The sequence below is a fragment of the Methylobacterium sp. CM6247 genome (genome assembly GCF_054817925.1).
The window spans coordinates 3,742,570-3,761,630 of record NZ_JBTXKX010000003.1; the positions used below are offsets into that span (position 1 = coordinate 3,742,570).

Annotated in this window: 19 protein-coding genes; 15 read left to right on the forward strand and 4 right to left on the reverse strand. The window is 68.0% G+C overall.

The window, feature by feature from the left end; all coding sequences use genetic code 11:
- The first annotated feature begins 1 nt into the window (after position 1).
- From ACYQOP_RS18555 to ACYQOP_RS18565, 3 genes are all read left to right on the forward strand, one after another.
- The gene (locus ACYQOP_RS18555; RefSeq protein ID WP_056454114.1) at positions 2–598 is read left to right on the forward strand and encodes a DUF447 domain-containing protein; all 597 of its coding nucleotides are present in this window, start codon (positions 2–4) and stop codon (positions 596–598) included.
- Between the two features lie 28 nt (positions 599–626).
- Positions 627–1,157 (forward strand): SRPBCC family protein, encoded by a 531-nt coding sequence (locus tag ACYQOP_RS18560; RefSeq protein WP_056424374.1) that lies wholly within the window; start codon positions 627–629, stop codon positions 1,155–1,157.
- 176 nt (positions 1,158–1,333) lie between these two features.
- Positions 1,334–2,263, forward strand: a complete 930-nt coding sequence (locus tag ACYQOP_RS18565; RefSeq protein WP_461223406.1) for a beta-propeller fold lactonase family protein — start codon at positions 1,334–1,336, stop codon at positions 2,261–2,263.
- A gap of 279 nt (positions 2,264–2,542) precedes the next feature.
- Here ACYQOP_RS18565 and dprA read toward each other — a convergent pair whose 3' ends face one another.
- Genes dprA through ACYQOP_RS18585 form a run of 4 tightly spaced genes read right to left on the reverse strand, consistent with a single transcriptional unit; the run spans position 2,543 to position 6,630 of the window.
- Positions 2,543–3,733: a DNA-processing protein DprA gene (dprA, locus tag ACYQOP_RS18570; RefSeq protein ID WP_461225378.1), complete on the reverse strand. Its 1,191-nt coding sequence runs from the start codon at positions 3,731–3,733 to the stop codon at positions 2,543–2,545.
- 31 nt (positions 3,734–3,764) lie between these two features.
- Complete coding sequence (gene plsY, locus ACYQOP_RS18575; RefSeq protein ID WP_461223407.1) at positions 3,765–4,373, reverse strand: glycerol-3-phosphate 1-O-acyltransferase PlsY; 609 nt, start codon at positions 4,371–4,373, stop codon at positions 3,765–3,767.
- Positions 4,370–5,686 carry a dihydroorotase gene (locus ACYQOP_RS18580; protein ID WP_461223408.1) on the reverse strand — a complete coding sequence of 439 codons (1,317 nt, stop codon included), beginning with the start codon at positions 5,684–5,686 and terminating at the stop codon, positions 4,370–4,372. The genes plsY and ACYQOP_RS18580 overlap by 4 nt, the downstream gene beginning before the upstream one ends.
- Entirely contained in the window at positions 5,686–6,630 is a 945-nt protein-coding gene (locus ACYQOP_RS18585; protein WP_311275153.1) for an aspartate carbamoyltransferase catalytic subunit, read from the reverse strand. Before ACYQOP_RS18585 ends, ACYQOP_RS18580 begins: the two co-directional genes overlap by 1 nt.
- A gap of 165 nt (positions 6,631–6,795) precedes the next feature.
- On the opposite strand from ACYQOP_RS18585, the gene ACYQOP_RS18590 reads away from it, so the two are divergent.
- The 12 genes from ACYQOP_RS18590 (at position 6,796) to ACYQOP_RS18645 (ending at position 18,991) form a co-directional block, all read left to right on the forward strand.
- Positions 6,796–7,701 carry a cytochrome b/b6 domain-containing protein gene (locus tag ACYQOP_RS18590; protein WP_461223409.1) on the forward strand — a complete coding sequence of 302 codons (906 nt, stop codon included), beginning with the start codon at positions 6,796–6,798 and terminating at the stop codon, positions 7,699–7,701.
- On the forward strand, positions 7,698–8,531 hold the full coding sequence (locus ACYQOP_RS18595; protein WP_461223410.1) for a molybdopterin-binding protein: 834 nt from the start codon (positions 7,698–7,700) through the stop codon (positions 8,529–8,531). The genes ACYQOP_RS18590 and ACYQOP_RS18595 overlap by 4 nt, the downstream gene beginning before the upstream one ends.
- A 210-nt stretch (positions 8,532–8,741) precedes the next feature.
- A complete protein-coding gene (topA, locus tag ACYQOP_RS18600; RefSeq protein ID WP_461223411.1) occupies positions 8,742–11,510 on the forward strand; it encodes a type I DNA topoisomerase in 2,769 nt (922 codons plus the stop codon).
- Positions 11,511–11,558: 48 nt separating this feature from the next.
- Positions 11,559–11,933, forward strand: coding sequence for a hypothetical protein (locus ACYQOP_RS18605; RefSeq protein ID WP_461223412.1), 375 nt, complete (start codon positions 11,559–11,561; stop codon positions 11,931–11,933).
- A gap of 92 nt (positions 11,934–12,025) precedes the next feature.
- The gene (locus ACYQOP_RS18610) at positions 12,026–13,639 is read left to right on the forward strand and encodes a sensor histidine kinase (RefSeq protein ID WP_461223413.1); all 1,614 of its coding nucleotides are present in this window, start codon (positions 12,026–12,028) and stop codon (positions 13,637–13,639) included.
- Positions 13,636–14,340, forward strand: a complete 705-nt coding sequence (locus ACYQOP_RS18615) for a response regulator transcription factor (RefSeq protein WP_056424399.1) — start codon at positions 13,636–13,638, stop codon at positions 14,338–14,340. Before ACYQOP_RS18610 ends, ACYQOP_RS18615 begins: the two co-directional genes overlap by 4 nt.
- A gap of 179 nt (positions 14,341–14,519) precedes the next feature.
- Positions 14,520–14,609: a pyrroloquinoline quinone precursor peptide PqqA gene (gene pqqA, locus ACYQOP_RS18620; RefSeq protein WP_018043604.1), complete on the forward strand. Its 90-nt coding sequence runs from the start codon at positions 14,520–14,522 to the stop codon at positions 14,607–14,609.
- A gap of 44 nt (positions 14,610–14,653) precedes the next feature.
- The gene (pqqB, locus tag ACYQOP_RS18625; RefSeq protein WP_056424402.1) at positions 14,654–15,553 is read left to right on the forward strand and encodes a pyrroloquinoline quinone biosynthesis protein PqqB; all 900 of its coding nucleotides are present in this window, start codon (positions 14,654–14,656) and stop codon (positions 15,551–15,553) included.
- A gap of 148 nt (positions 15,554–15,701) precedes the next feature.
- Positions 15,702–16,778, forward strand: coding sequence for a pyrroloquinoline-quinone synthase PqqC (gene pqqC / locus ACYQOP_RS18630; RefSeq protein WP_056424405.1), 1,077 nt, complete (start codon positions 15,702–15,704; stop codon positions 16,776–16,778).
- Positions 16,775–17,932, forward strand: a complete 1,158-nt coding sequence (gene pqqE, locus ACYQOP_RS18635; RefSeq protein WP_461223414.1) for a pyrroloquinoline quinone biosynthesis protein PqqE — start codon at positions 16,775–16,777, stop codon at positions 17,930–17,932. The genes pqqC and pqqE overlap by 4 nt, the downstream gene beginning before the upstream one ends.
- A complete protein-coding gene (locus ACYQOP_RS18640; protein ID WP_461223415.1) occupies positions 17,929–18,642 on the forward strand; it encodes a hypothetical protein in 714 nt (237 codons plus the stop codon). Before pqqE ends, ACYQOP_RS18640 begins: the two co-directional genes overlap by 4 nt.
- Positions 18,623–18,991 carry a hypothetical protein gene (locus ACYQOP_RS18645; protein ID WP_207413125.1) on the forward strand — a complete coding sequence of 123 codons (369 nt, stop codon included), beginning with the start codon at positions 18,623–18,625 and terminating at the stop codon, positions 18,989–18,991. The genes ACYQOP_RS18640 and ACYQOP_RS18645 overlap by 20 nt, the downstream gene beginning before the upstream one ends.
- Positions 18,992–19,061 lie beyond the last annotated feature (70 nt).

Genomic DNA, 19,061 nt, shown 5'->3' on the forward strand with positions numbered 1-19,061 from the left:
GATGCCGTTGATCCTCGAGACCATCGTCACCACCACCTCGCCCTCCGGCGACCTGCATCTCGTGCCCTTCGGCCTCATCCGCGAGGGCGAGGATTGGGTGCTGGCCCCGTTCCGGCCCTCCCCCACCATCCTCAACCTCGAGGCCAACCCGGTCTTCGCCGCGTCGAGCCCGAGCGACGTGCGGGTGATCGCCGGCGCGGTCACCGGGCGGCGCGACTGGGCCACCCTGCCCTGCGACCGCATCCCGGGCCGGCGCCTCGCCGAAAGCTTCGGCCATGCCGAGTTCGAGGTGATCTCTGTGGAGGACGATGCGACGCGCCCGCGCTATCGTGCCCGCATGGTACACAGCGCCAGCCATATGCCGTTCTTCGGCTACAACCGGGCTCAAGGCGCGGTGCTGGAGGCGGCGATCCTGTCGACGCGCCTGCACATGCTGGAGCCGGACAAGATCCTGACGGAGATGCGCTACCACGCCATCGCGATATCCAAGACAGCCGGGCCCGCCGAGCGCGAGGCCTGGGACTGGATCGAGGACAAGGTCGCCGCTGCCCTCGGGCGCGACGAACCGGTTCTCGCACGAGCCCCCCAAGCACCCTAGAAGGTGCGTTCCCGAGGAGACAGGGTTGATGAGATTCAAGACGCTGGCCGCCGTGGCGGCGCTCGCCACGGTATCCTACGCGGCGCAGGCCCATGGCCCGACCCGCCAGAAGGTCTCGCAGACCATCGAGATCAACGCCCCGGCCGACAAGGTCTGGGCCGTGCTCGGCAACTTCCAGGATGGCAGCTGGATTCCCGTGGTCGAAAAGACCGAGGGCAAGGGCGGCAACGAGGTCAAGGCCACCCGCGTCCTGACCCTCAAGGGCGGCGCCACGGTCGAGGAAGAGCTCGCCAAATACGACGCCGAGAAGAAGACCTACATGTACCGGATCACCAAGGTGGACGTGAAGACGCTGCCGGTGAACGACTATTCCTCGACCATCGAGGTCGAGGGCGACGGCGCCAAGTCCAAGGTGACGTGGCGCGGCGCGTTCTACCGCGGCTACATGAACAACGATCCGCCGCCGGACCTGAACGACGAGGCTTCCAAGGCGGCCGTCCTCGGCCTCTACAAGGCCGGCCTGGATAACGTGAAGGCCAAGGCCGAGAAGGGCTCTTGAGCCTGTTTTACCCTAGGGCCTCGGATCCGGTGGCTTGCACCGAACCGAGTGGCGACGCGCTCCTCCCTCCCCCTTGTGGGGAGGGACCGAGGGTGGGGGTGCTTCCGCCAGCCTCCGCAGCAGGAGGGTCCCCCAACCACCCCCACCTCCAACTCCTCCCCACAAGGGGGAGGAGAGTGGCGCAGGTCGTCGGCCTGCTCCTCACCCTGACCACCGCCCCCGCCCTCGCCGACGAGGCCCTGATCACGGCGCAGGGGGCCAACATCCTCGCCGTGATCGATCTCGACACGCAGGTCGTCACCGCGCAGATTCCGGTGGACGGGGCGCCGGCCGGCATCGCCCTGTCGCTCGATCGCAAGACCGCCTACGTCACCCGCCCCGAGGGCCACGGCCTCGCCATCGTCGATCTCGACGCCCGCGCGGTGACGGGCACGCTCGCCCTGCCCGGCGGCCCGCTCGGCGTCGCCGTCAATCCGAAATCCGGCGTGGTCTACGTGGCCGACTGGTACGGCAGCCGCATCTTCGTGGTCTCGGCCGACGGTTCCAAGATCGAGACCGAGATCCAGGTGGGCGCCTCGCCCTCGGGCATCGCGGTGACGCCGGACGGCGCCACGATCCTGGTGGCCAACCGCGAGGGCAATTCCGTCTCCGTGGTCGATGCGGCCACCGCCACCGAGACGGTGAAGATCCCGGTCGGCGAGCACCCGTTCGGCATCACCCTCGATGAGACCGGCAGCCGCGCCTACACCGCCAACGTCATGTCGAACGACGTCTCCGTTATCGATGTGGCCGGACGGCGGGAATTCGGCCGGGTCACCACCGGCGAGCGGCCCTACGTGGTGGCCCTCACCGCCACGCGCGGCTTCGTCACCGATCAGTACTCGAACACCGTGACGGTGTTCAACCTGAAGACCCTCACCAACGTGGCGGCCATCGAGGTGGGCGACCACCCGGAAGGCATCGCCGCCTCCCGCGACGGCAGCCGCCTCTACGTGACCAACTGGGGCTCCAACACGCTGGGCGTCATCGACGCCACGACGCTGAAGGTGATCAAGGACATCCCGGTGCCGGACGGCCCGCGCTCGTTCGGGGACTTTTTGCGGTAGGGCGCGCATCCGCGCGGTGGCGCTAGGGCATTCCCACACCTGCTTTTTCAGGCAGACCGCGTCCCTCTCCCCCCTGTGGGGAGAGGTTAGGAGTGGGGGTGGCTCCGCCAGCCTCCGAAGGATCAGGGTCGCCCAACCACCCCCGCCTCCAATTCCTCCCCACAAGCTCGATGAATCTCGGGCAGGCCCGAGATCCGCTGGGGGGAGGGCAGGACAGCGCATCCCGCGCGATGGGCGAACCAGTAGGCAGGTGGCGAGAGGGACGGACATTCGCCCTCCCTACGACACCAGCGACACGGCTCCGCTGCCATGCCGTTCGATCCGGCCGTCGAGTTCGAGTTCCAGCAGCGTCGTCTGGACGATGCGCACGCTGAGCCCCGCCGCGCGGGCGAGATCGTCGGTGCCGATGGGGGTCGGGCTGAGATAGGCGATGAGGCGAGCGCGGTCGTCGGCGGGTTCCGCCTCCTCGGGCTCCAGCCCCTCAAGTTTCTCCTCCGCCTCGGGGGCCGGGCCGCCGATCCCGTCGAGCTCGTCCCAGAAGATCGGGGCGTCGGCGAGGTCGGGCCGGTCGAGGGCGAGCTGGCCGGTCCCCTGTTCGAAATCCCCGCGCCCGAGCAGCGGCGCGATGGCGGAAGTGACGTGCTCCACCTCCGAGACCAGGGTCGCGCCCTGGCGGATGAGGTCGTTGGTGCCCTCGGCGCGCGGGTCGAGGGGCGAGCCGGGCACGGCGAAGACCTCCCTGCCCTGTTCGAGGGCGAAGCGCGCGGTGATGAGCGAGCCCGAGCGCCGCGCGGCCTCCACCACCACGGTACCGTAGGCGAGGCCGGAGATGATACGGTTGCGCCGGGGAAAGTCCCGGCCGCGGGGCTCCCAGCCCATGGGCATCTCGGCCAACACCGCGCCGCCGGAATCGAGAATGCTTTCCACCAAGGCCTGATGATTGGCCGGATAGATCCGGTCATGGCCCCCGGCGAGCACCGCCACCGTCCCCGAGGCCAGGGACGCCTTGTGCGCGCGGGCATCGATGCCGCGCGCCAGCCCCGAGACCACCACGAGGCCGGCCTCGCCGAGGCCCCGCGCCAGACGCTCGGTGAAGCCGAGGCCGGCGGCCGAGGCGTTGCGGGAGCCGACGATGGCGATGGCGGGCCGGGAGAGGATCGCCGCCTGCCCCCGGATCGCGATCAGGGGCGGCGCCGAATCGGCGGCCTGGAGCAGCTTAGGGTAATCGTCCTCGCCCATGGCCACGAGGCGGGCCCCGATCCTGGCCGCCGCCTCCAATTCGGCTTCCGCCTGCGCCCGCGTCACCGGCACGACGCGCTTGGCCCCGCGTTTCGCGAGGTCCGGCAGGGCTTCCAGCGCCGCACCGGCGCCGCCGAACCGGTTGATCAGGGTGCGGAAGGTGCGCGGGCCGACGCCTTCGGTGCGGATCAGCCGGAGCCAGTCGAGGCGCTGGGCGGGGTTGAGTTGCATGCCCATGCCCCGGACCTCCCTCGACGGAAGGTCAGCCCTTCTGCCCGATCCGCCCCTCGGAGCCGTCGAGCAGTCGGCGGATGTTGGGAGCGTGCTTCCACCATAGCAGGATCGCGAGCATGAGGAAGAGCAGCGCAACCGCAGGCTGTCCCGCCACCCACAGGACGATGGGTGTCGCGGCTGAGGCGGCAAGCGCGGCGAGCGACGAGTATTTCAACGTGAAGGCGAGGCCGAGCCAGATCGCCGCGAAGGCGGCGAGCCCGATGGGGCTGAAGGCGAGGAGCACGCCGAGGAAGGTGGCGACGCCCTTGCCGCCCTTGAACCCGAGCCAGACCGGGAAGAGGTGGCCGAGGAAGGCGCCGAGCCCGGCCGCCAAGGCCGCACCTTCGCCGAATTGTTTCGCCGCCAGCACGGCGAGGGTACCCTTCAGCGCATCGCCGAGCAGGGTCGCGGCGGCGAGCCCCTTGCGGCCGGTTCGCAGCACGTTGGTGGCGCCGATATTCCCCGAGCCGATGGCGCGGACGTCGCCGAGGCCGGCAAAACGCGTGACGATCAGCCCGAACGGGATGGAGCCGGCGAGGTAACCGCCGGCGAGGCTCGCGAGCAGGAGAGGCCAGCCGGCATCGAGGACGGGGGTCACGCCGCCGCCTCCGTACCCTGCGCGGCCCGGTAGACGATGCGCCCGCCGACCATGGTCAGGATCGCAGCTCCTTGCAGCCGCGCCTCGTCGAAGGGCGAGTTCTTGGAGCGCGACTTCAGGGTCCGCTTGTCGAGCACGTAGGGCAGGTCGGGATCGATCAGCACGAGATCGGCCGGCGCGCCGACGGCGAGACGCCCGGCCTCGCGCCGCAGGATCGCCGCCGGGGTGACGGTGAGGGCCTCCAGCAGGCGAGGCAGCGCCACGTCGCCGGTATGGACGAGGCGGAGCGCCGCGCCGAGCAGGGTCTCGATGCCGAGCGCCCCATCGGCGGCCTCGGCGAAGGGCAGGCGCTTGGTCTCGACATCCTGGGGATTGTGATCGGAGACGATGACGTCGATCACGCCCTCGTTCAGGGCCTCCACCAAAGCGAGGCGGTCGGTCTCGTGCCGCAGCGGCGGCGAGAGCCGGCAGAAGGTGCGGTAATGGCCGATATCGCCCTCGTTGAGGACGAGGTTGTTCACCGAGGCGCCGCAGGTGACGGGCAGGCCGTCGTGCTTGGCCCGCCGCACGATCTCCACCGAATCGGCGCATGAGATCATGGCGGCGTGGTAGCGGCCGGCGGTGAGGCGAACGAGGCGGATGTCGCGCTCCAGCATCACCGTCTCGGCCTCCCGCGGGATGCCGACGAGGCCGAGGCGCGAGGCCATCTCGCCCTCGTTCATCACGCCCTCGCCGACGAGGTCGGGCTCCTCCACGTGCTGCATCAGCAGGGCGTCGAAATCGCGGGCATAGGTGAGGGCGCGGCGCATCACCTGGGCGTTGCGAACGGCCTTGAGGCCGTCGGTGAAGGCGACGGCGCCGGCCTCCTGCAGCAGACCGAACTCGGTCATCTCCTGGCCAGCCAGCCCCTTGGTGATGGCGGCGGCGGGCAGGACGGTGACGCAGGCCGTGTCGCGGGCGCGGCGCAGGACGAAGTCAACGATGGCCGGCCCGTCGATGACCGGGTTGGTGTCGGGCATGCAGACAAGGGTGGTGACCCCGCCGGCCGCCGCCGCCGCGCTGGCGCTGGCCAGGGTCTCACGGTGCTCGGCGCCCGGCTCGCCGACGAAGGCGCGGAGATCCATGAGGCCGGGGCTCAGGACATGGCCGCCGCAATCGACGATCTCGGCGCCCTCGGGGGCGGCGGGTGACGCACCCCAGGCGATGTCGGCGATGCGCCCGTCCTGGACGAGGACATGGCCCGGCCCCTCGCGGCTCGTGGCCGGATCGAGGAGGCTGGCATGGGTGAGGAGGACGTGTCCGGTCATGACCATCAGGCGTTCGGCAGATGCGTCGCGAGGGCTTCGAGGACCGCCATGCGGACGGCGACCCCCATCTCCACCTGCTCGCGGATCAGGGATTGCGCCCCGTCGGCGATCTCGGACGAGATCTCGACGCCGCGGTTCATGGGCCCCGGATGCATCACCAGGGCGTCGGGCGCGGCCAGCGCCAGCTTCTCGGCATCGAGGCCGAAATAACGAAAATACTCCTTCACCGAGGGCACGAAGGAGCCGTTCATGCGCTCGCGCTGGAGCCGCAGCATCATCACGATGTCGCAGCCCTCGAGGCCCTTGCGCATGTCGGTGAAGACCTCGACGCCGAAGCGCTCGATCCCGGTGGGGAGCAGCGTCGAGGGTCCGATGACCCGCACGCGGGCGCCGAGCGCCTGGAGCAGGATGATGTTGGAGCGGGCGACGCGGCTGTGCAGGACGTCGCCGCAGATCGCCACCCTCAAGCCCTCGATCCGCCCCTTGTTGCGGCGGATGGTGAGCGCGTCGAGGAGGGCCTGGGTCGGATGCTCGTGGGCGCCGTCGCCGGCATTGACCACGGAACAATCGACCTTGCGGGCCAGGAGATGCACGGCCCCGGCGGAGTGGTGGCGCACGACGATGATGTCGGGCCGCATGGCGTTGAGGGTGGCGGCCGTATCGATGAGGGTCTCGCCCTTCTTCACCGAGGAGGAGGCCACCGACATGTTCATCACATCGGCGCCGAGACGCTTGCCCGCGAGTTCGAACGAACTCTGGGTGCGGGTCGAGGGCTCGAAGAACAGGTTGATCTGAGTGCGGCCGCGCAGGGTGGTGCGCTTCTTCTCCACCTGGCGGGAGAGGGCCACGGCATCCTCCGCCCGGTCGAGGAGGGCCTCAATGTCGGGGCGCGACAGCCCCTCGATGCCGAGAAGGTGCCGATGGGGGAAGGAGGCGGGTGCGACGGTCATTCTGAGACCATGGCTATAGGGAGGCGGACGGGGAGCGGCAAGGAGCCCGGCAAGAAGTCCGGGACGTGTAACCTTTCCACCCCCTGGCTCGTAGTCTCGCCGAGCATGCGCGCACCCGGTGATTCGGGATGGGCGCGAGACGTGATCGAGGCCGGAGTCCGCCCCTTGGCAGCCAGCACGACGAGACGGCCCGACGAGCGGATCGAGACGATCCAACGCCGCTGGATCTTCCGCCACCCCGCGGTGATCCGGGCCGCGCACTGGATCAACCTCGTCTGCCTCGCCGTGCTGCTGATGAGCGGGCTACAGATCTTCAACGCCCATCCGGCTTTGTACTTGGGCTCGGCCTCGACCTTCGACGCGCCCCTCCTCGCCATCACGAACGACGAGACGGCGGAGGGAGCGGCGCGCGGGATCGTGAGGATCGCCGGTCACGCGATCGACACGACCGGCTGGCTCGGCCTCTCCACCGTGCAGGGACAGGCCACGGGCCGGGCCTTCCCCGCCTGGATCACCCTGCCGGCGCAGCAGGACCTCGCCACCGGGCGCCGCTGGCACTTCCTGTTCGCCTGGGCTTTCGTGATCAACGGGCTGATCTATCTCATCTACGGCCTCGAGAGCGGCCAGTTGCGCCGCCGGATCGTGCCTCAGAGAGACCAGTTGAAGAATTTCGGCGGCTCGGTCCGCGAGCACCTCACCCTAACCTTCCCGAAAGGCGACGAAGCCCGGCGCTACAACACGCTGCAGAAACTGAGCTACCTCGTGGTGATTGCCATCCTCCTGCCGCTGATGCTGCTCACGGGCCTCGCCATGTCGCCGGGCTTCAACGCCGTGCTGCCCCTGCCCGCCCTGTTCGGCGGCCGGCAATCGGCGCGGACCGTCCATTTCATCGTCACGAACCTGCTGGTGCTCTTCACCCTCGTCCATGTGGCACTGGTGCTGGTCTCGGGGGCCTGGAACAATCTGCGCGGCATGGTCACCGGCTGGTTCGTGATCGAGACGACCAAGACCTCCGATCCGGGCAAGACTTCCTACCCGGGCGAGACCTCCGATCCGAGGAAGGGCCGATGACGCGCGCTCCCAACCGTCGCGGCATCCTCACCGGCGCGGCCGGCCTGCTGGGTTCCGCCTTCCTCGGCGGCTGCGACCGCATCGCCGGCACCGGTTGGGGACGGCGCACGCTGAAGCTCGGGGAGGATGCCAACCTGTTCGTGCAGCGTCTCCTGCTGACGCCGACCTCCCTCGCCCACGAGTTTTACGAAGGTGACATCTCGCCCTGGTTCAAGCCGAACGGGACGATCGACCCTCCGGACGACGATTTCAAGACCCTGGCCAAGGCCGGGTTCGCGACCTTCAGGCTGAAAATCGACGGCCTCGTCGAACAGCCGCAGGACCTGTCCCTCGCCGACTTGCGCGCCCTGCCCTCGCGGACCCAGATCACCCGGCACGATTGCGTCGAGGGATGGAGCGCCATCGGCAAGTGGACGGGCGTCCCGCTCGGCGAAGTCCTGACCCGGGCGAGGCTGAAGCCGAATGCGCGCTACGTCGTGTTCCATTGCGCCGACACGATGGAGATGGCCGGTGGCGGTCTCGAGGGTGGGGACGTGGCTGAGATAGAGGCCGGCGATGGCGGTCCGAACGGTCGTCCGATCCGGTACTACGAGAGCATCGACCTCACCGACGCCTTCCATCCGCAGACGATCCTGGCCTACGACATGAACGGCAAGGTCCTGCCCGTCTCGAACGGCGCGCCCTTGCGCCTGCGGGTCGAGCGCCAGCTTGGCTACAAACACGCCAAATACGTCATGAGGATCGAGGTCGTGGAGAGCCTGTCCGGGATCGGAGACGGTCAGGGCGGTTATTGGGAGGATCGCGGCTACGAATGGTATGCGGGGATCTGACAGGTACCGGATCTTGCAAAGGCCCGGGCTCCTTCCGATTTGACAACCCCGCGCCCTTGACCCACTTGTCCCCCGCCAAGCGCCGGGCCGGCCATGGTGCCAGGCCATGTTTTACGTCTTGCACACAATTTGTGAGTCCCGACGGGTGTGAACCCCGCCGGCTGCGAGCCCCGGCGGCAGCTCGGGCGCTGACGAGAGGCTGATCCGCACATGAAAGTCGTCGTCGTCGAGTCGCCGGCCAAGGCCAAGACGATCAACAAATATCTCGGCCGCGACTACGAGGTGCTCGCCTCGTTCGGCCATATCCGCGACCTTCCGGCGAAAGACGGCTCCGTCGACCCGGAGGCGGATTTCCGCATGCTCTGGGAGCTCGACGACCGCGGCTCGAAGCGCGTTTCGGAGATCGTCAGGGCACTGAAAGGTGCCGACGGCCTGATCCTCGCCACCGATCCGGATCGCGAGGGCGAGGCCATCTCGTGGCACGTCGTCGAGGCTCTGAACGCCCGCAAGGCGATCAAGGGCATGCCGATCGAGCGCGTGACCTTCAACGCCATCACCAAGGCGGCGGTGGACACCGCCATGCGCAACCCGCGCCAGATCGACCAGGCCCTGGTCGACGCCTATCTGGCGCGCCGGGCGCTGGATTATCTCGTCGGCTTCAACCTCTCGCCGGTCCTCTGGCGCAAGCTGCCGGGTGCCCGCTCAGCCGGCCGCGTCCAGTCCGTGGCCCTGCGCCTCGTCTGCGAGCGCGAGCGTGAAATCGAGACGTTCAAGCCCCGCGAATACTGGTCTCTGGTCGCGACCCTGGTGACCCAGGAGGGTGCGGTGTTCGAGGCGCGTCTCGTCGGTGCCGACGGCAAGCGCATCCAGCGTCTCGACGTCGGCAACGGCGAGGACGCCGCCGCGTTCAAGCGCGACCTCGAACTCGCCACGTTCGAGGTCGGCAGCGTGGAGGCGAAGCCCGCCAAGCGCCACCCCGCCCCGCCCTTCACCACCTCGACACTCCAGCAGGAGGCCTCGCGCAAGCTCGGCCTCGCTCCCGCCCAGACCATGCGCGCCGCGCAGAAGCTGTACGAGGGTGTCGAGATCGGCGGCGAGACGGTGGGTCTCATCACCTACATGCGGACCGACGGCGTCGACATGGCGCCGGAGGCCATCGCCGATGCCCGTCGCGTCATCGGCAAGGAATACGGCGAGCGCTACCTCCCCACCGCGCCGCGCCGCTACAGCGCCAAGGCGAAGAACGCCCAGGAGGCCCACGAGGCCGTGCGTCCCACGGACATGAGCCGGCTACCGAAGTCGGTAGCCCGCTACGTGGATGCCGAACAGGCCAAGCTCTACGAGTTGATCTGGACCCGCACGGTGGCCAGCCAGATGGAATCGGCCGAGCTCGAACGCACCACGGTGGACATCGTCGCCTCCGTCGGCCCGCGCAGGATCGAGCTGCGGGCCACCGGTCAAGTGGTGAAGTTCGATGGCTTCCTGACCCTCTACCAGGAGGGCAAGGACGACGAGGAGGACGAGGACGGCAAGCGCCTGCCGCCGATGAAGGCGGGCGACGCGCTGAAGCGCGAGCGCATCGTCTCGACTCAGCACTTCACCGAGCCGCCGCCGCGCTATTCCGAGGCCAGCCTCGTCAAGCGCATGGAGGAACTCGGCATCGGCCGGCCCTCGACCTACGCCGCCGTGCTGCAGACCCTGCGCGACCGCGAATACGTGAAGATCGAGAAGAAGCGCCTGGTCGCCGAGGACAAGGGCCGCCTCGTCACCGGCTTCCTCGAGAGCTTCTTCAAGCGCTATGTCGAGTACGATTTCACCGCCGACCTCGAGACCCAGCTCGACCGGGTCTCGAATGCCGAGATCGACTGGCGTGAAGTGCTACGAGACTTCTGGCGGGATTTCTCGGCAGCGATCTCCGGAACCAAGGAGCTCCGCGTCACCGAGGTGCTGGACGCGCTGAACGATCTGCTCGGCGCGCATATCTTCCCCGAAAAGGCGGACGGCTCGAACCCGCGCACCTGCCCGACCTGCGGCTCGGGACAGCTGTCGCTGAAGCTCGGCAAGTTCGGCGCCTTCGTCGGCTGTTCGAACTACCCGGAGTGCAAGTACACCCGCCAGCTCGCCGCCTCCGGCGTCGAGGGCGAGGGCGATGGCTCGTCCGAGAACGGCGGTCAGCCGGGCACCCGCGTGCTCGGCAACGATCCCGTCAGTGGCCTGCCGGTAACTTTGCGCGATGGCCGCTTCGGCCCCTTCGTACAGCTCGGCGAGGCGTCGACGGAGAAGGGCGCGGAGAAGCCGAAGCGCTCCTCTCTGCCCAAGGGGCTCAGCCCCTCCGCGGTGGATCTGGAGAAGGCCCTGCGCCTGCTCTCCCTCCCCCGCGAAGTCGCCAAGCACCCCGAGACCGGTGAGCCGATCCTGGCCAATCTCGGGCGGTTCGGACCTTACGTCCAGCACGGAAAAATGTACGCCAATCTCGGCCGCGACGACGACGTGCTGGAGATCGGCGCCAACCGCGCCATCGATCTCATCGTTGCCAAAGAGCAGGGTGGCGGTCGTCGGGGTCCAGCCTCCGATCCCGGCCGCTCCCTCGGGGCGCATCCCGAGACGGGCAAGGCCATCGTGGTGAAATCGGGCAAGTACGGCCCCTACGTTACCGACGGCACCACCAACGCGACCCTGCCCAAGACCATGGCCGCCGAGGACATCGCCCTGCCCCAGGCGCTTGAACTGATCGCCGCCCGCGAAGCGGCGGGCGGCAGCAAGAAGAAGGCTCCGGCCCGCAAGACCGCGACCAAGACGGCTGCCAAGACCACGACCAAGGCGGGGACGGCGAAGGCTCCCGCCAAGAAGGCGGCGACCAAGGCGACGGCGGCCAAGGAACCGGCCGGGACGGCCGCGAAAAGCACGGCGACGGCAGCAAAGACGAGTGCTGCCAAAACCACTACGGCGAAGAAGCCGGCCACGCGCAAGAAGGCCTGATCCATCGGCTCGCCTCTCCTCCCTGGAGGCGAGACCGACGCAACGACGATGCGCATCCCCCCTCTCCCTGCACTCGGCGAGAGGGGGGATGCTCCCGACGGCCCTGTCGTCCGCGACAACCCTACGCGTGCGAACGCCCTCATCCGCCCTTGCGTCCGCCCGCCGGTCTGGCGGACCATTGCCGGATTGTCATTCGCGGCTCGAGGCTTTCGCCCCATGCTGATCCTGCTCTCCATCTGCCTCGCGGCGCAGCCCTCCCAGTGCAAGGAGGACAGGATCTCCCTGTCCTACGAGGCGACGAATCCGTTCATCTGCCTGCGCACCGCTCAGAGCGCGCTCGCCACCTGGCAGGAGAGCCACCCCGAATGGCACGTGACGCGGTGGCGCTGCGCGGCGCGGGAGAGCCTGCCGAAAGACCTGTGACCCGGTCCCATCTGTGATGGGTCTGGACGCCCTGGCGGATTGCGCTATCGCTCACCCTCCGGGGAACGGCGAGACACGGGCGGCCATAAGCGATGCGCTCTTTGAAGGTGAGGTTCGCGCTGCTGCTCGGGGGCGCAGCACTTCTGGTCGTCCTGGCGGCATTGGGGGTGCTGGGCTCCATCGGCGCGGCCGAACGCACCATTGATCGGACGCTCGCGGCACAGGGCCGGCTCGAATTGCTGGTGGAACTGTCCGGGCGAATGACCCAGTACGGGCTCGCGGCCCTGGAGGCGGTGAGCAATCCCGATGCACAGCCGGAAGGGCTCGCCATCGCCCGGGCCAATGTCGACCGGGCATTGGTGGCCGTCGACGAGGCTCTCGGCAGGAGCATCGCCGTCAGCGACGATCCCCTCGACCGGATGCAATATGCGGCGCGCACGCGTCCCCTCGCTCAGCTCCGTTCTGCCCGGGCCATCCTCGACCGGCAGGTCTCCCAGGTCCTGCGCCAGTCGGAAGAAGAGCAGCGGCGCAACACCATTCGCGGCGCGCTGAACGGATTCGGCGCCATGACCGGCCAGCCGCTCTCGTTTCTCATCGAAGTCGAGCGCCGCTCGATGATCGCGGGTTCGGACGAGGCGCGCCACCTGTCCTCGACCCTGCGGATCGCGTCGCTTGCCGCCGTCGTCCTGGCGCTGGCCCTCGTCTTCGTCCTGTACCGGGCGGTGACCCGGCCGACCCTGGCACGGATCGAAGCGGTGCGGCGGGCGGCGGGCGCCGTCGGGCGCGGCGAGCTCGATACGCGGCTGTCGGTGGCGACGCGGGACGAGCTCGGCCTGCTGGTGGCGAACTTCAACCGCATGGCCGCACGCCTCGCCCGGCGCGAGGGGCGGCTCGCCGCCGACCGCGCTGCCCTCGAGGATACGGTGGAGGCGAGGACCACCGACCTGCGGGCGGCCAACGAGCGCCTGGAGGCGGTGGACCGGTCGCGCCGGCGCTTCTTCGCCGATGTGAGCCATGAGCTGCGCACGCCGCTCACGGTCATCCTCGGCGAATGCGACATCGCCGCCCGCTCGGCCGGCAGGCCGGGGGTCGATTACGCGCCGGTCTTCGCCACCATCCGTAAGCGGGCACTCCGCTTGCAGCGCCGCGTCGAGGATCTCCTGCGGGTCGCGCGCTCCGAATCCGGCCAGATCGAGCTCGACCGGCGCGCCACCAGCGCCGTGGCCATCCTCACCGATGCGGTGGACAGCGCGGCCTCTGAGGCGGCGCGCCGGCGGGTGGCCCTGACCCTCGAACCGGGCCGCCGCGACGTCACGCTCCTGGCGGACAGGGAATGGCTGCGGCAGGTGGTGGAGAGCCTCATCGACAACGCCTTGCGGCACGCGACGGGCCTGACGCGCGTGGTCGTGGGACTCACCGTCGACGAGGCGCGTTCCGCCACGATCACGGTGACGGATGACGGCGCGGGCTTCCCGGCGGCGGGTGCGGACCTGTTCGAGCGCTTTCGGCGGGAAGGCCATTCCGGGGAATCGGGCTTTGGCATCGGCTTGGCACTGGCGCGCTGGGTGACGGAGCGCCATGATGGGGCGATCAGCCTCGGTGCGGGCGAGGATGGGAAGGGCGCGCGCGTGACGCTCGTCCTGCCCATCCTCGACCTCGATCCCGGGGACGGACAGGAAACGAAGCGGAAGGACAGCGCCGCATGACGCGAGTGCTCATCGTCGAGGACGACAGCGACATCAGGGCCATGCTGGCGCGGGGCCTGGAGGCCGAAGGGTTCTCCGTGGGCGTAGCCGGTTGCGTGGACGACGCACTCACCTCCGCCCGTGACGAGGCGCCCGGCGCCGTCGTCCTCGACATCACCCTGCCAGACGGGTCCGGCCACGATGTCTGCCGCTCCCTGCGCGAAGGCGGCTATCCCGGCCCGATCCTGTTCCTCTCGGCGCGCGACGAGGTCCGTGACCGGGCGGAAGGATTGGCGCTCGGGGCCGACGACTACATCGTCAAGCCCTTCGTCTTCGACGAACTCCTCGCCCGGCTGCAGACGCATCTCCTGCGCCGCAAGGAATCGGACCAGCCGCGCACCATCGTCACCGCAGGCAAGCTCGTCCTCGATCTCAACATCCGTCAGGTCTCCCTCGGGGATGCGACGGCGCGCCTCACGCCGCGCGAGGCGGAGCTCCTCGCTCTCCTCATGGACAAGGCCAACCAGCCGGTGTCGCGCGGCGACATCTTCGACAAATTATGGGCGGGCCAGGGCGGCCTGTCGCTGAATGTCGTCGATGTCTACGTGGGTTACCTACGTACCAAGCTGTCCGATTTCGTGCGGTTCGGCGGGCCGGTCATCGTTACCGTGCGGGGCCGGGGCTTCATGCTCGACCTGCGGGGCCAGGATTTCCGCCACTGAGCACGATGCGCTTTCTCGGCCTGTTCCGGGACGATCCGGCAATTTATCGCTTGAAGAGTCCGGCGGAATTGTCGATATAGCTCCCGCGACAGAAATGACTGCGCCGTCAGTGTCTTAGGATCTTCTTAAGCGAGATCTGGACGCTGCTGACGTTCAAGAAACCATCTAGGAGAAACACCATGACCTGGGCTGCCCCCGTCGTTTCCGAGATCTGTGTCGGCATGGAAGTCACCAGCTACGAGTCGGCTGAGATCGACACCTTCAACTAAGACATCATGTCGTGCTTGAGGATCGAGGCAGCGCCGGTTCAGCCATGCATGTCGTGATCCTCGGCTCGGCCGCGGGCGGCGGCCTTCCCCAGTGGAATTGCCGCTGCCCCATCTGCTCGCTCGCCCGCGAGGATTCCTCGAAGGTGCGCCCTCGAACCCAGTCGAGCATCGCCGTGTCGCCCGATGGCGAGCGCTGGCTCCTGGTGAACGCCTCGCCGGACATCCGGCAGCAACTCTTCGACAATCCGGCCATGCATCCGCGCGAAGGCCTGCGCCATTCGCCGATCCATGCCGTGCTTCTGACGAATGGCGATGTCGACCACGTGGCGGGGTTGCTCACCCTGCGCGAAGGCCAGCCCTACACGCTCTACGCCACCTCCGGCATCCTCGATTCGGTCAACGCCAACCGGGTCTTCGACGTGATGGCCGCCGACGTGGTGTCGCGCGAGAAGATCGCCCTCGACCATGCCTTCGAGCCGGTTCCCGGCCTGACCGTCACACTGTTCTCGGTGCCGGGAAAGGTGCCGCTCTGGCTCGAGGACGAGACCATGGAGATCGGCGCAGAGACCGAGACCACCGTGGGTGCGATGATCGAGTCCGGTGGGCGTCGCCTCGCCTATATTCCCGGCTGCGCCCGCGTCACGGACGGGCTGAAGCGACGCATATCGGGTGTCGACGCGCTTCTGTTCGACGGAACCGTGCTGCTCGACGACGACATGATCCGCGCCGGGGTCGGCGTGAAGACCGGATGGCGCATGGGCCACGTGCCGATGACGGGACAAGGTGGATCGATCGCCGCGCTCGCCGATGTGGAAATCGGTCGCCGGGTCTTCGTTCACATCAACAACACCAATCCTGTGCTGGTGGAAGAATCGGACGAACGCCGATCGGTAGAGGCGGAAGGCTGGACTGTCGCCCATGACGGGCTGACCCTGGCGCTCTAGATCAGCGCCCGGCTGGCATTTTAATGCCGCCACCTTATATTGTGTCCAATGGGATTGTGCGGCCCATGTCCGTGGCCTTCACGGAAATCGGCGCCATCTATAAGAAAAGTTCTCCTCGCCGCCCTTCGTCGAAACGCCGAGCTACGCCATGACCGCGCCTTTCCCCACGCCCAAGACCGACGAGTCCCAGCGCCTGCTCAGCCCCGAAGAACTCGAAGCGGCGCTTCGGGACATCGGCGCGAGGCGCTATCACAACCTGCATCCGTTCCACCGCCTGCTTCACGACGGCAAGCTGAACAAGGACCAGGTCCGGGCCTGGGCCCTCAACCGCTACTATTACCAGGCCATGATCCCGGTGAAGGACGCCGCCGTGCTCGCCCGCATGGAGGATGCGAGCCTGCGCCGCGTCTGGCGCCAGCGCATCGTCGATCATGATGGCGACGCACCCGGCGATGGCGGCATCGAGCGCTGGCTCAAGCTCGCCGAGGGCGTCGGCTTCCGTCGCGACTACGTGGAATCGACGCAAGGAATCCTGTCGGCGACGCGCTTCTCGGTGGATGCCTACGTGCATTTCGTGAAGGAGCGCTCGCTGCTGGAGGCCATCGCCTCGTCGCTCACCGAGATGTTCTCGCCGACGATCATCTCCGAGCGCGTGGCCGGGATGCTGAAGAACTACGATTTCATCACCAAGGACACGCTGGCCTATTTCGACAAACGCCTGACCCAGGCCCCCCGCGATGCGGAATTCGCCATCGACTACGTCAAGCAGCACGCCACAACGCCCGAGCTGCAGCGTCAGGCCATGGCCGCGCTGACCTTCAAGTGCAACGTGCTCTGGACGCAGCTCGACGCGCTCTACTTCTCCTATGTGGCTCCGGGCATGACCCCGCCGGATGCCTGGACGCCCGGCACCGGCCTCGTGCCCGAGGTGGCGCAGGCGGCCGGCACCGGCACGATCCGGTCGGGCGACGTGCCTCGTCTGCCTCGCGGCGTCCGCCTGCGCCACGACGAAGTGCGCGGCCAGCACGTCTTGCTGGCCCCCGAGCGCACCTTCGATCTCGACGCCAATGCCGTGGCGGTCCTATCCCTCGTGGATGGGCAGCGCAGCGTGCGAGACATTGCGGTGAAGCTCGCCGAGACCTTCACCGCCGACCCGGACGTGATCGAGGTCGACGTCCTGGCCATGCTCAACGACCTCGCCACGAAACGGGTTCTGGAGCGATGAACGCCATCACGCCGAATACCCCTTCCCTGCCGGCTCCGGTCGGGCTCCTCGCGGAGCTGACCCATCGCTGTCCCCTGCGCTGTCCCTATTGCTCGAACCCGCTCGAACTCGACCGGCGCTCGGGCGAGCTCGACACGGCGACATGGCAGCGCGTGCTGACGGAGGCGGCGGCTCTCGGCGTGCTGCATGTCCACCTCTCCGGCGGCGAGCCCACGGCCCGCAGCGACATCGTCGAGATCACCCAGACCTGCGCCAAGCTGGGCCTGTATTCCAATCTCATCACGTCGGGCGTCGGCGGTGCCCTGGCCAAGCTCGACGCCCTCTACGACGCGGGCCTCGACCATGTGCAGTTGTCGGTGCAAGGCGTCGACGCGGCCAACGCGGAGAAAATCGGCGGCCTGAAGAACGCTCAGCCGCAGAAATTCGCCTTTGCCGAACGCGTGACCCAGCTCGGCCTTCCGCTGACACTGAATTCCGTGATCCATCGGGGCAACATCCACGAGGTCGAGGGCTTCATCGACCTCGCCGTCAAGCTCGGCGCCAAGCGCCTGGAGGTCGCCCATACCCAGTATTACGGCTGGGCTTATGTGAACCGCGCCGCTCTGATGCCGGACAAGGCCCAGGTCGATCAGTCGATCCGTATCGTCGAGGCGGCGCGCGAGCGGCTGAAGGGCCAGCTCGTCATCGATCTGGTCGTGCCCGATTATTACGCGAAATACCCCAAGGCCTGCGCCGGCGGCTGGGGCCGCAAGCTGATGAACGTGACGCCAGCCGGTAAGGTGCTCCCCTGCCACGCCGCCGAGACCATCAAGCATCTCGAATTCTGGTACGTGTCCGACCATTCGCTCGCCGATATCTGGGCGAATTCCCCGGCCTTCACCGCCTATCGCGGGACGGATTGGATGAAGGAGCCGTGCCGCTCCTGCGACCGGCGTGAGAAGGATTGGGGCGGCTGCCGCTGTCAGGCGCTGGCTCTGGCCGGCGATGCCGCCGCCACCGACCCAGCCTGCTCGCTCTCCCCCCTCCATTCGAAGGTGCGGGAACTCGCCAAGGAAGAGGCGGCCGAGACACCGCCCGATTATGTCTACCGGACGATCGGCAGCAACGTGGACCGTGTTGCGCCGCCGCCCCTGAAAGAGGATGCTCCCCTGTGAAGCCCGTTCTCGTCGCGTTCGCTCTTTCGTTTGCCGGCCTGCCCGCCCTGGCGCAGGGTACGCCCCCGGCCGATGCGCCCGCTGTCACCAAGGCCAACACCGCCACCCCGCCCAACGCCTCGGACCTGCTCTTCGAAGAGCCGCAGATGAAGAACGTGCCGCCGGGCTCGACCCTCACCTACGCCTATCTCCGGCGCAGCGGCATCTCCAAGGGTCCGTTCGGCCCGACCATGGACGACCAGATCAAGCTCACCATCGAGCCCGGTGCGGCGCCGGAAAACCGGACGATCCGCGTACAGATGTTTTCGGGCGCGAACCGCTTCCCCGCCGGCCCGTTCAACGACATGCCCGGCAACCCGGTGATGACCCTTTTTCTGGAACATCACCTCATCGACCTCGCCAAGGTGCTCTCGGCCAACCCACGCTACATCAAGAACGGGATCCGCAAGGCCCTGCGAGACAGCGCGACGGTGACCGCGACGACGGCCACCGTGAAGGGACAGACAGTTGATGCCTGGCGCGTTGAGGTGCAGCCCTTCATCGACGACAAGATGAAGGACCGCATGCGCGGCCTCGAGAACCTGAAATACACCTTCGTGACGTCGTCTGCCGTGCCCGGCGAGCTGCTCTCCATCGAAGCGCAGTCGAAGTCCAAGGATGGCGGCGAGCTTCTCCAGGAGAACCTGACTTATGATCCGAATGCTGGCTAAAGGCGGTCTTATCGCTCTCGCGCTCGGCGTCGCCTCCGCACCGGCCCAGGCCGTGGAGAGCGAGAACGATTACCCCACCGAGGCACGGGCCGATTACGTGTTCGGCTGCATGGCGGCCAACGGACAATCGCGGGAAGCGCTCTCTCGCTGCTCCTGCTCCATCGACGCCCTCGCGTCGATCCTGACTTATGACAAATACGTCCAGGCGAGCACGGTCCTGTCCATGCGCCAAGGCATCGGCGCCCGCTCGAACGAATTCAAATCGACCAAGGTATTCGACGACAAGGTCGCGGATCTTCGCCGTGCCCAGGCCGAAGCCGAGATCCGCTGCTATCGCGGCGGAGTGTAACCGGCGGGATCCACCCCAGATTCGGTGCTCCTATCCACCCACCTCATCCCGGGGCTCCGCGAAGTGGCCT

What these genes read in the sequence shown, in the direction of transcription:
- ACYQOP_RS18580 (WP_461223408.1), bottom strand. Translation starts at nt 5,686, where the DNA reads ATGGTCATGACCGGACACGTCCTCCTCACCCATGCCAGCCTCCTCGAT.
- ACYQOP_RS18585 (WP_311275153.1), bottom strand. Translation starts at nt 6,630, where the DNA reads ATGACCGTCGCACCCGCCTCCTTCCCCCATCGGCACCTTCTCGGCATC.
- ACYQOP_RS18555 (WP_056454114.1), top strand. Translation starts at nt 2, where the DNA reads ATGCCGTTGATCCTCGAGACCATCGTCACCACCACCTCGCCCTCCGGC.
- pqqC (WP_056424405.1), top strand. Translation starts at nt 15,702, where the DNA reads ATGACCGCGCCTTTCCCCACGCCCAAGACCGACGAGTCCCAGCGCCTG.
- ACYQOP_RS18595 (WP_461223410.1), top strand. Translation starts at nt 7,698, where the DNA reads ATGACGCGCGCTCCCAACCGTCGCGGCATCCTCACCGGCGCGGCCGGC.
- ACYQOP_RS18615 (WP_056424399.1), top strand. Translation starts at nt 13,636, where the DNA reads ATGACGCGAGTGCTCATCGTCGAGGACGACAGCGACATCAGGGCCATG.
- pqqA (WP_018043604.1), top strand. Translation starts at nt 14,520, where the DNA reads ATGACCTGGGCTGCCCCCGTCGTTTCCGAGATCTGTGTCGGCATGGAA.
- ACYQOP_RS18645 (WP_207413125.1), top strand. Translation starts at nt 18,623, where the DNA reads ATGATCCGAATGCTGGCTAAAGGCGGTCTTATCGCTCTCGCGCTCGGC.
- ACYQOP_RS18560 (WP_056424374.1), top strand. Translation starts at nt 627, where the DNA reads ATGAGATTCAAGACGCTGGCCGCCGTGGCGGCGCTCGCCACGGTATCC.
- dprA (WP_461225378.1), bottom strand. Translation starts at nt 3,733, where the DNA reads ATGCAACTCAACCCCGCCCAGCGCCTCGACTGGCTCCGGCTGATCCGC.
- topA (WP_461223411.1), top strand. Translation starts at nt 8,742, where the DNA reads ATGAAAGTCGTCGTCGTCGAGTCGCCGGCCAAGGCCAAGACGATCAAC.
- pqqE (WP_461223414.1), top strand. Translation starts at nt 16,775, where the DNA reads ATGAACGCCATCACGCCGAATACCCCTTCCCTGCCGGCTCCGGTCGGG.
- ACYQOP_RS18610 (WP_461223413.1), top strand. Translation starts at nt 12,026, where the DNA reads ATGCGCTCTTTGAAGGTGAGGTTCGCGCTGCTGCTCGGGGGCGCAGCA.
- pqqB (WP_056424402.1), top strand. Translation starts at nt 14,654, where the DNA reads ATGCATGTCGTGATCCTCGGCTCGGCCGCGGGCGGCGGCCTTCCCCAG.
- ACYQOP_RS18605 (WP_461223412.1), top strand. Translation starts at nt 11,559, where the DNA reads ATGCGCATCCCCCCTCTCCCTGCACTCGGCGAGAGGGGGGATGCTCCC.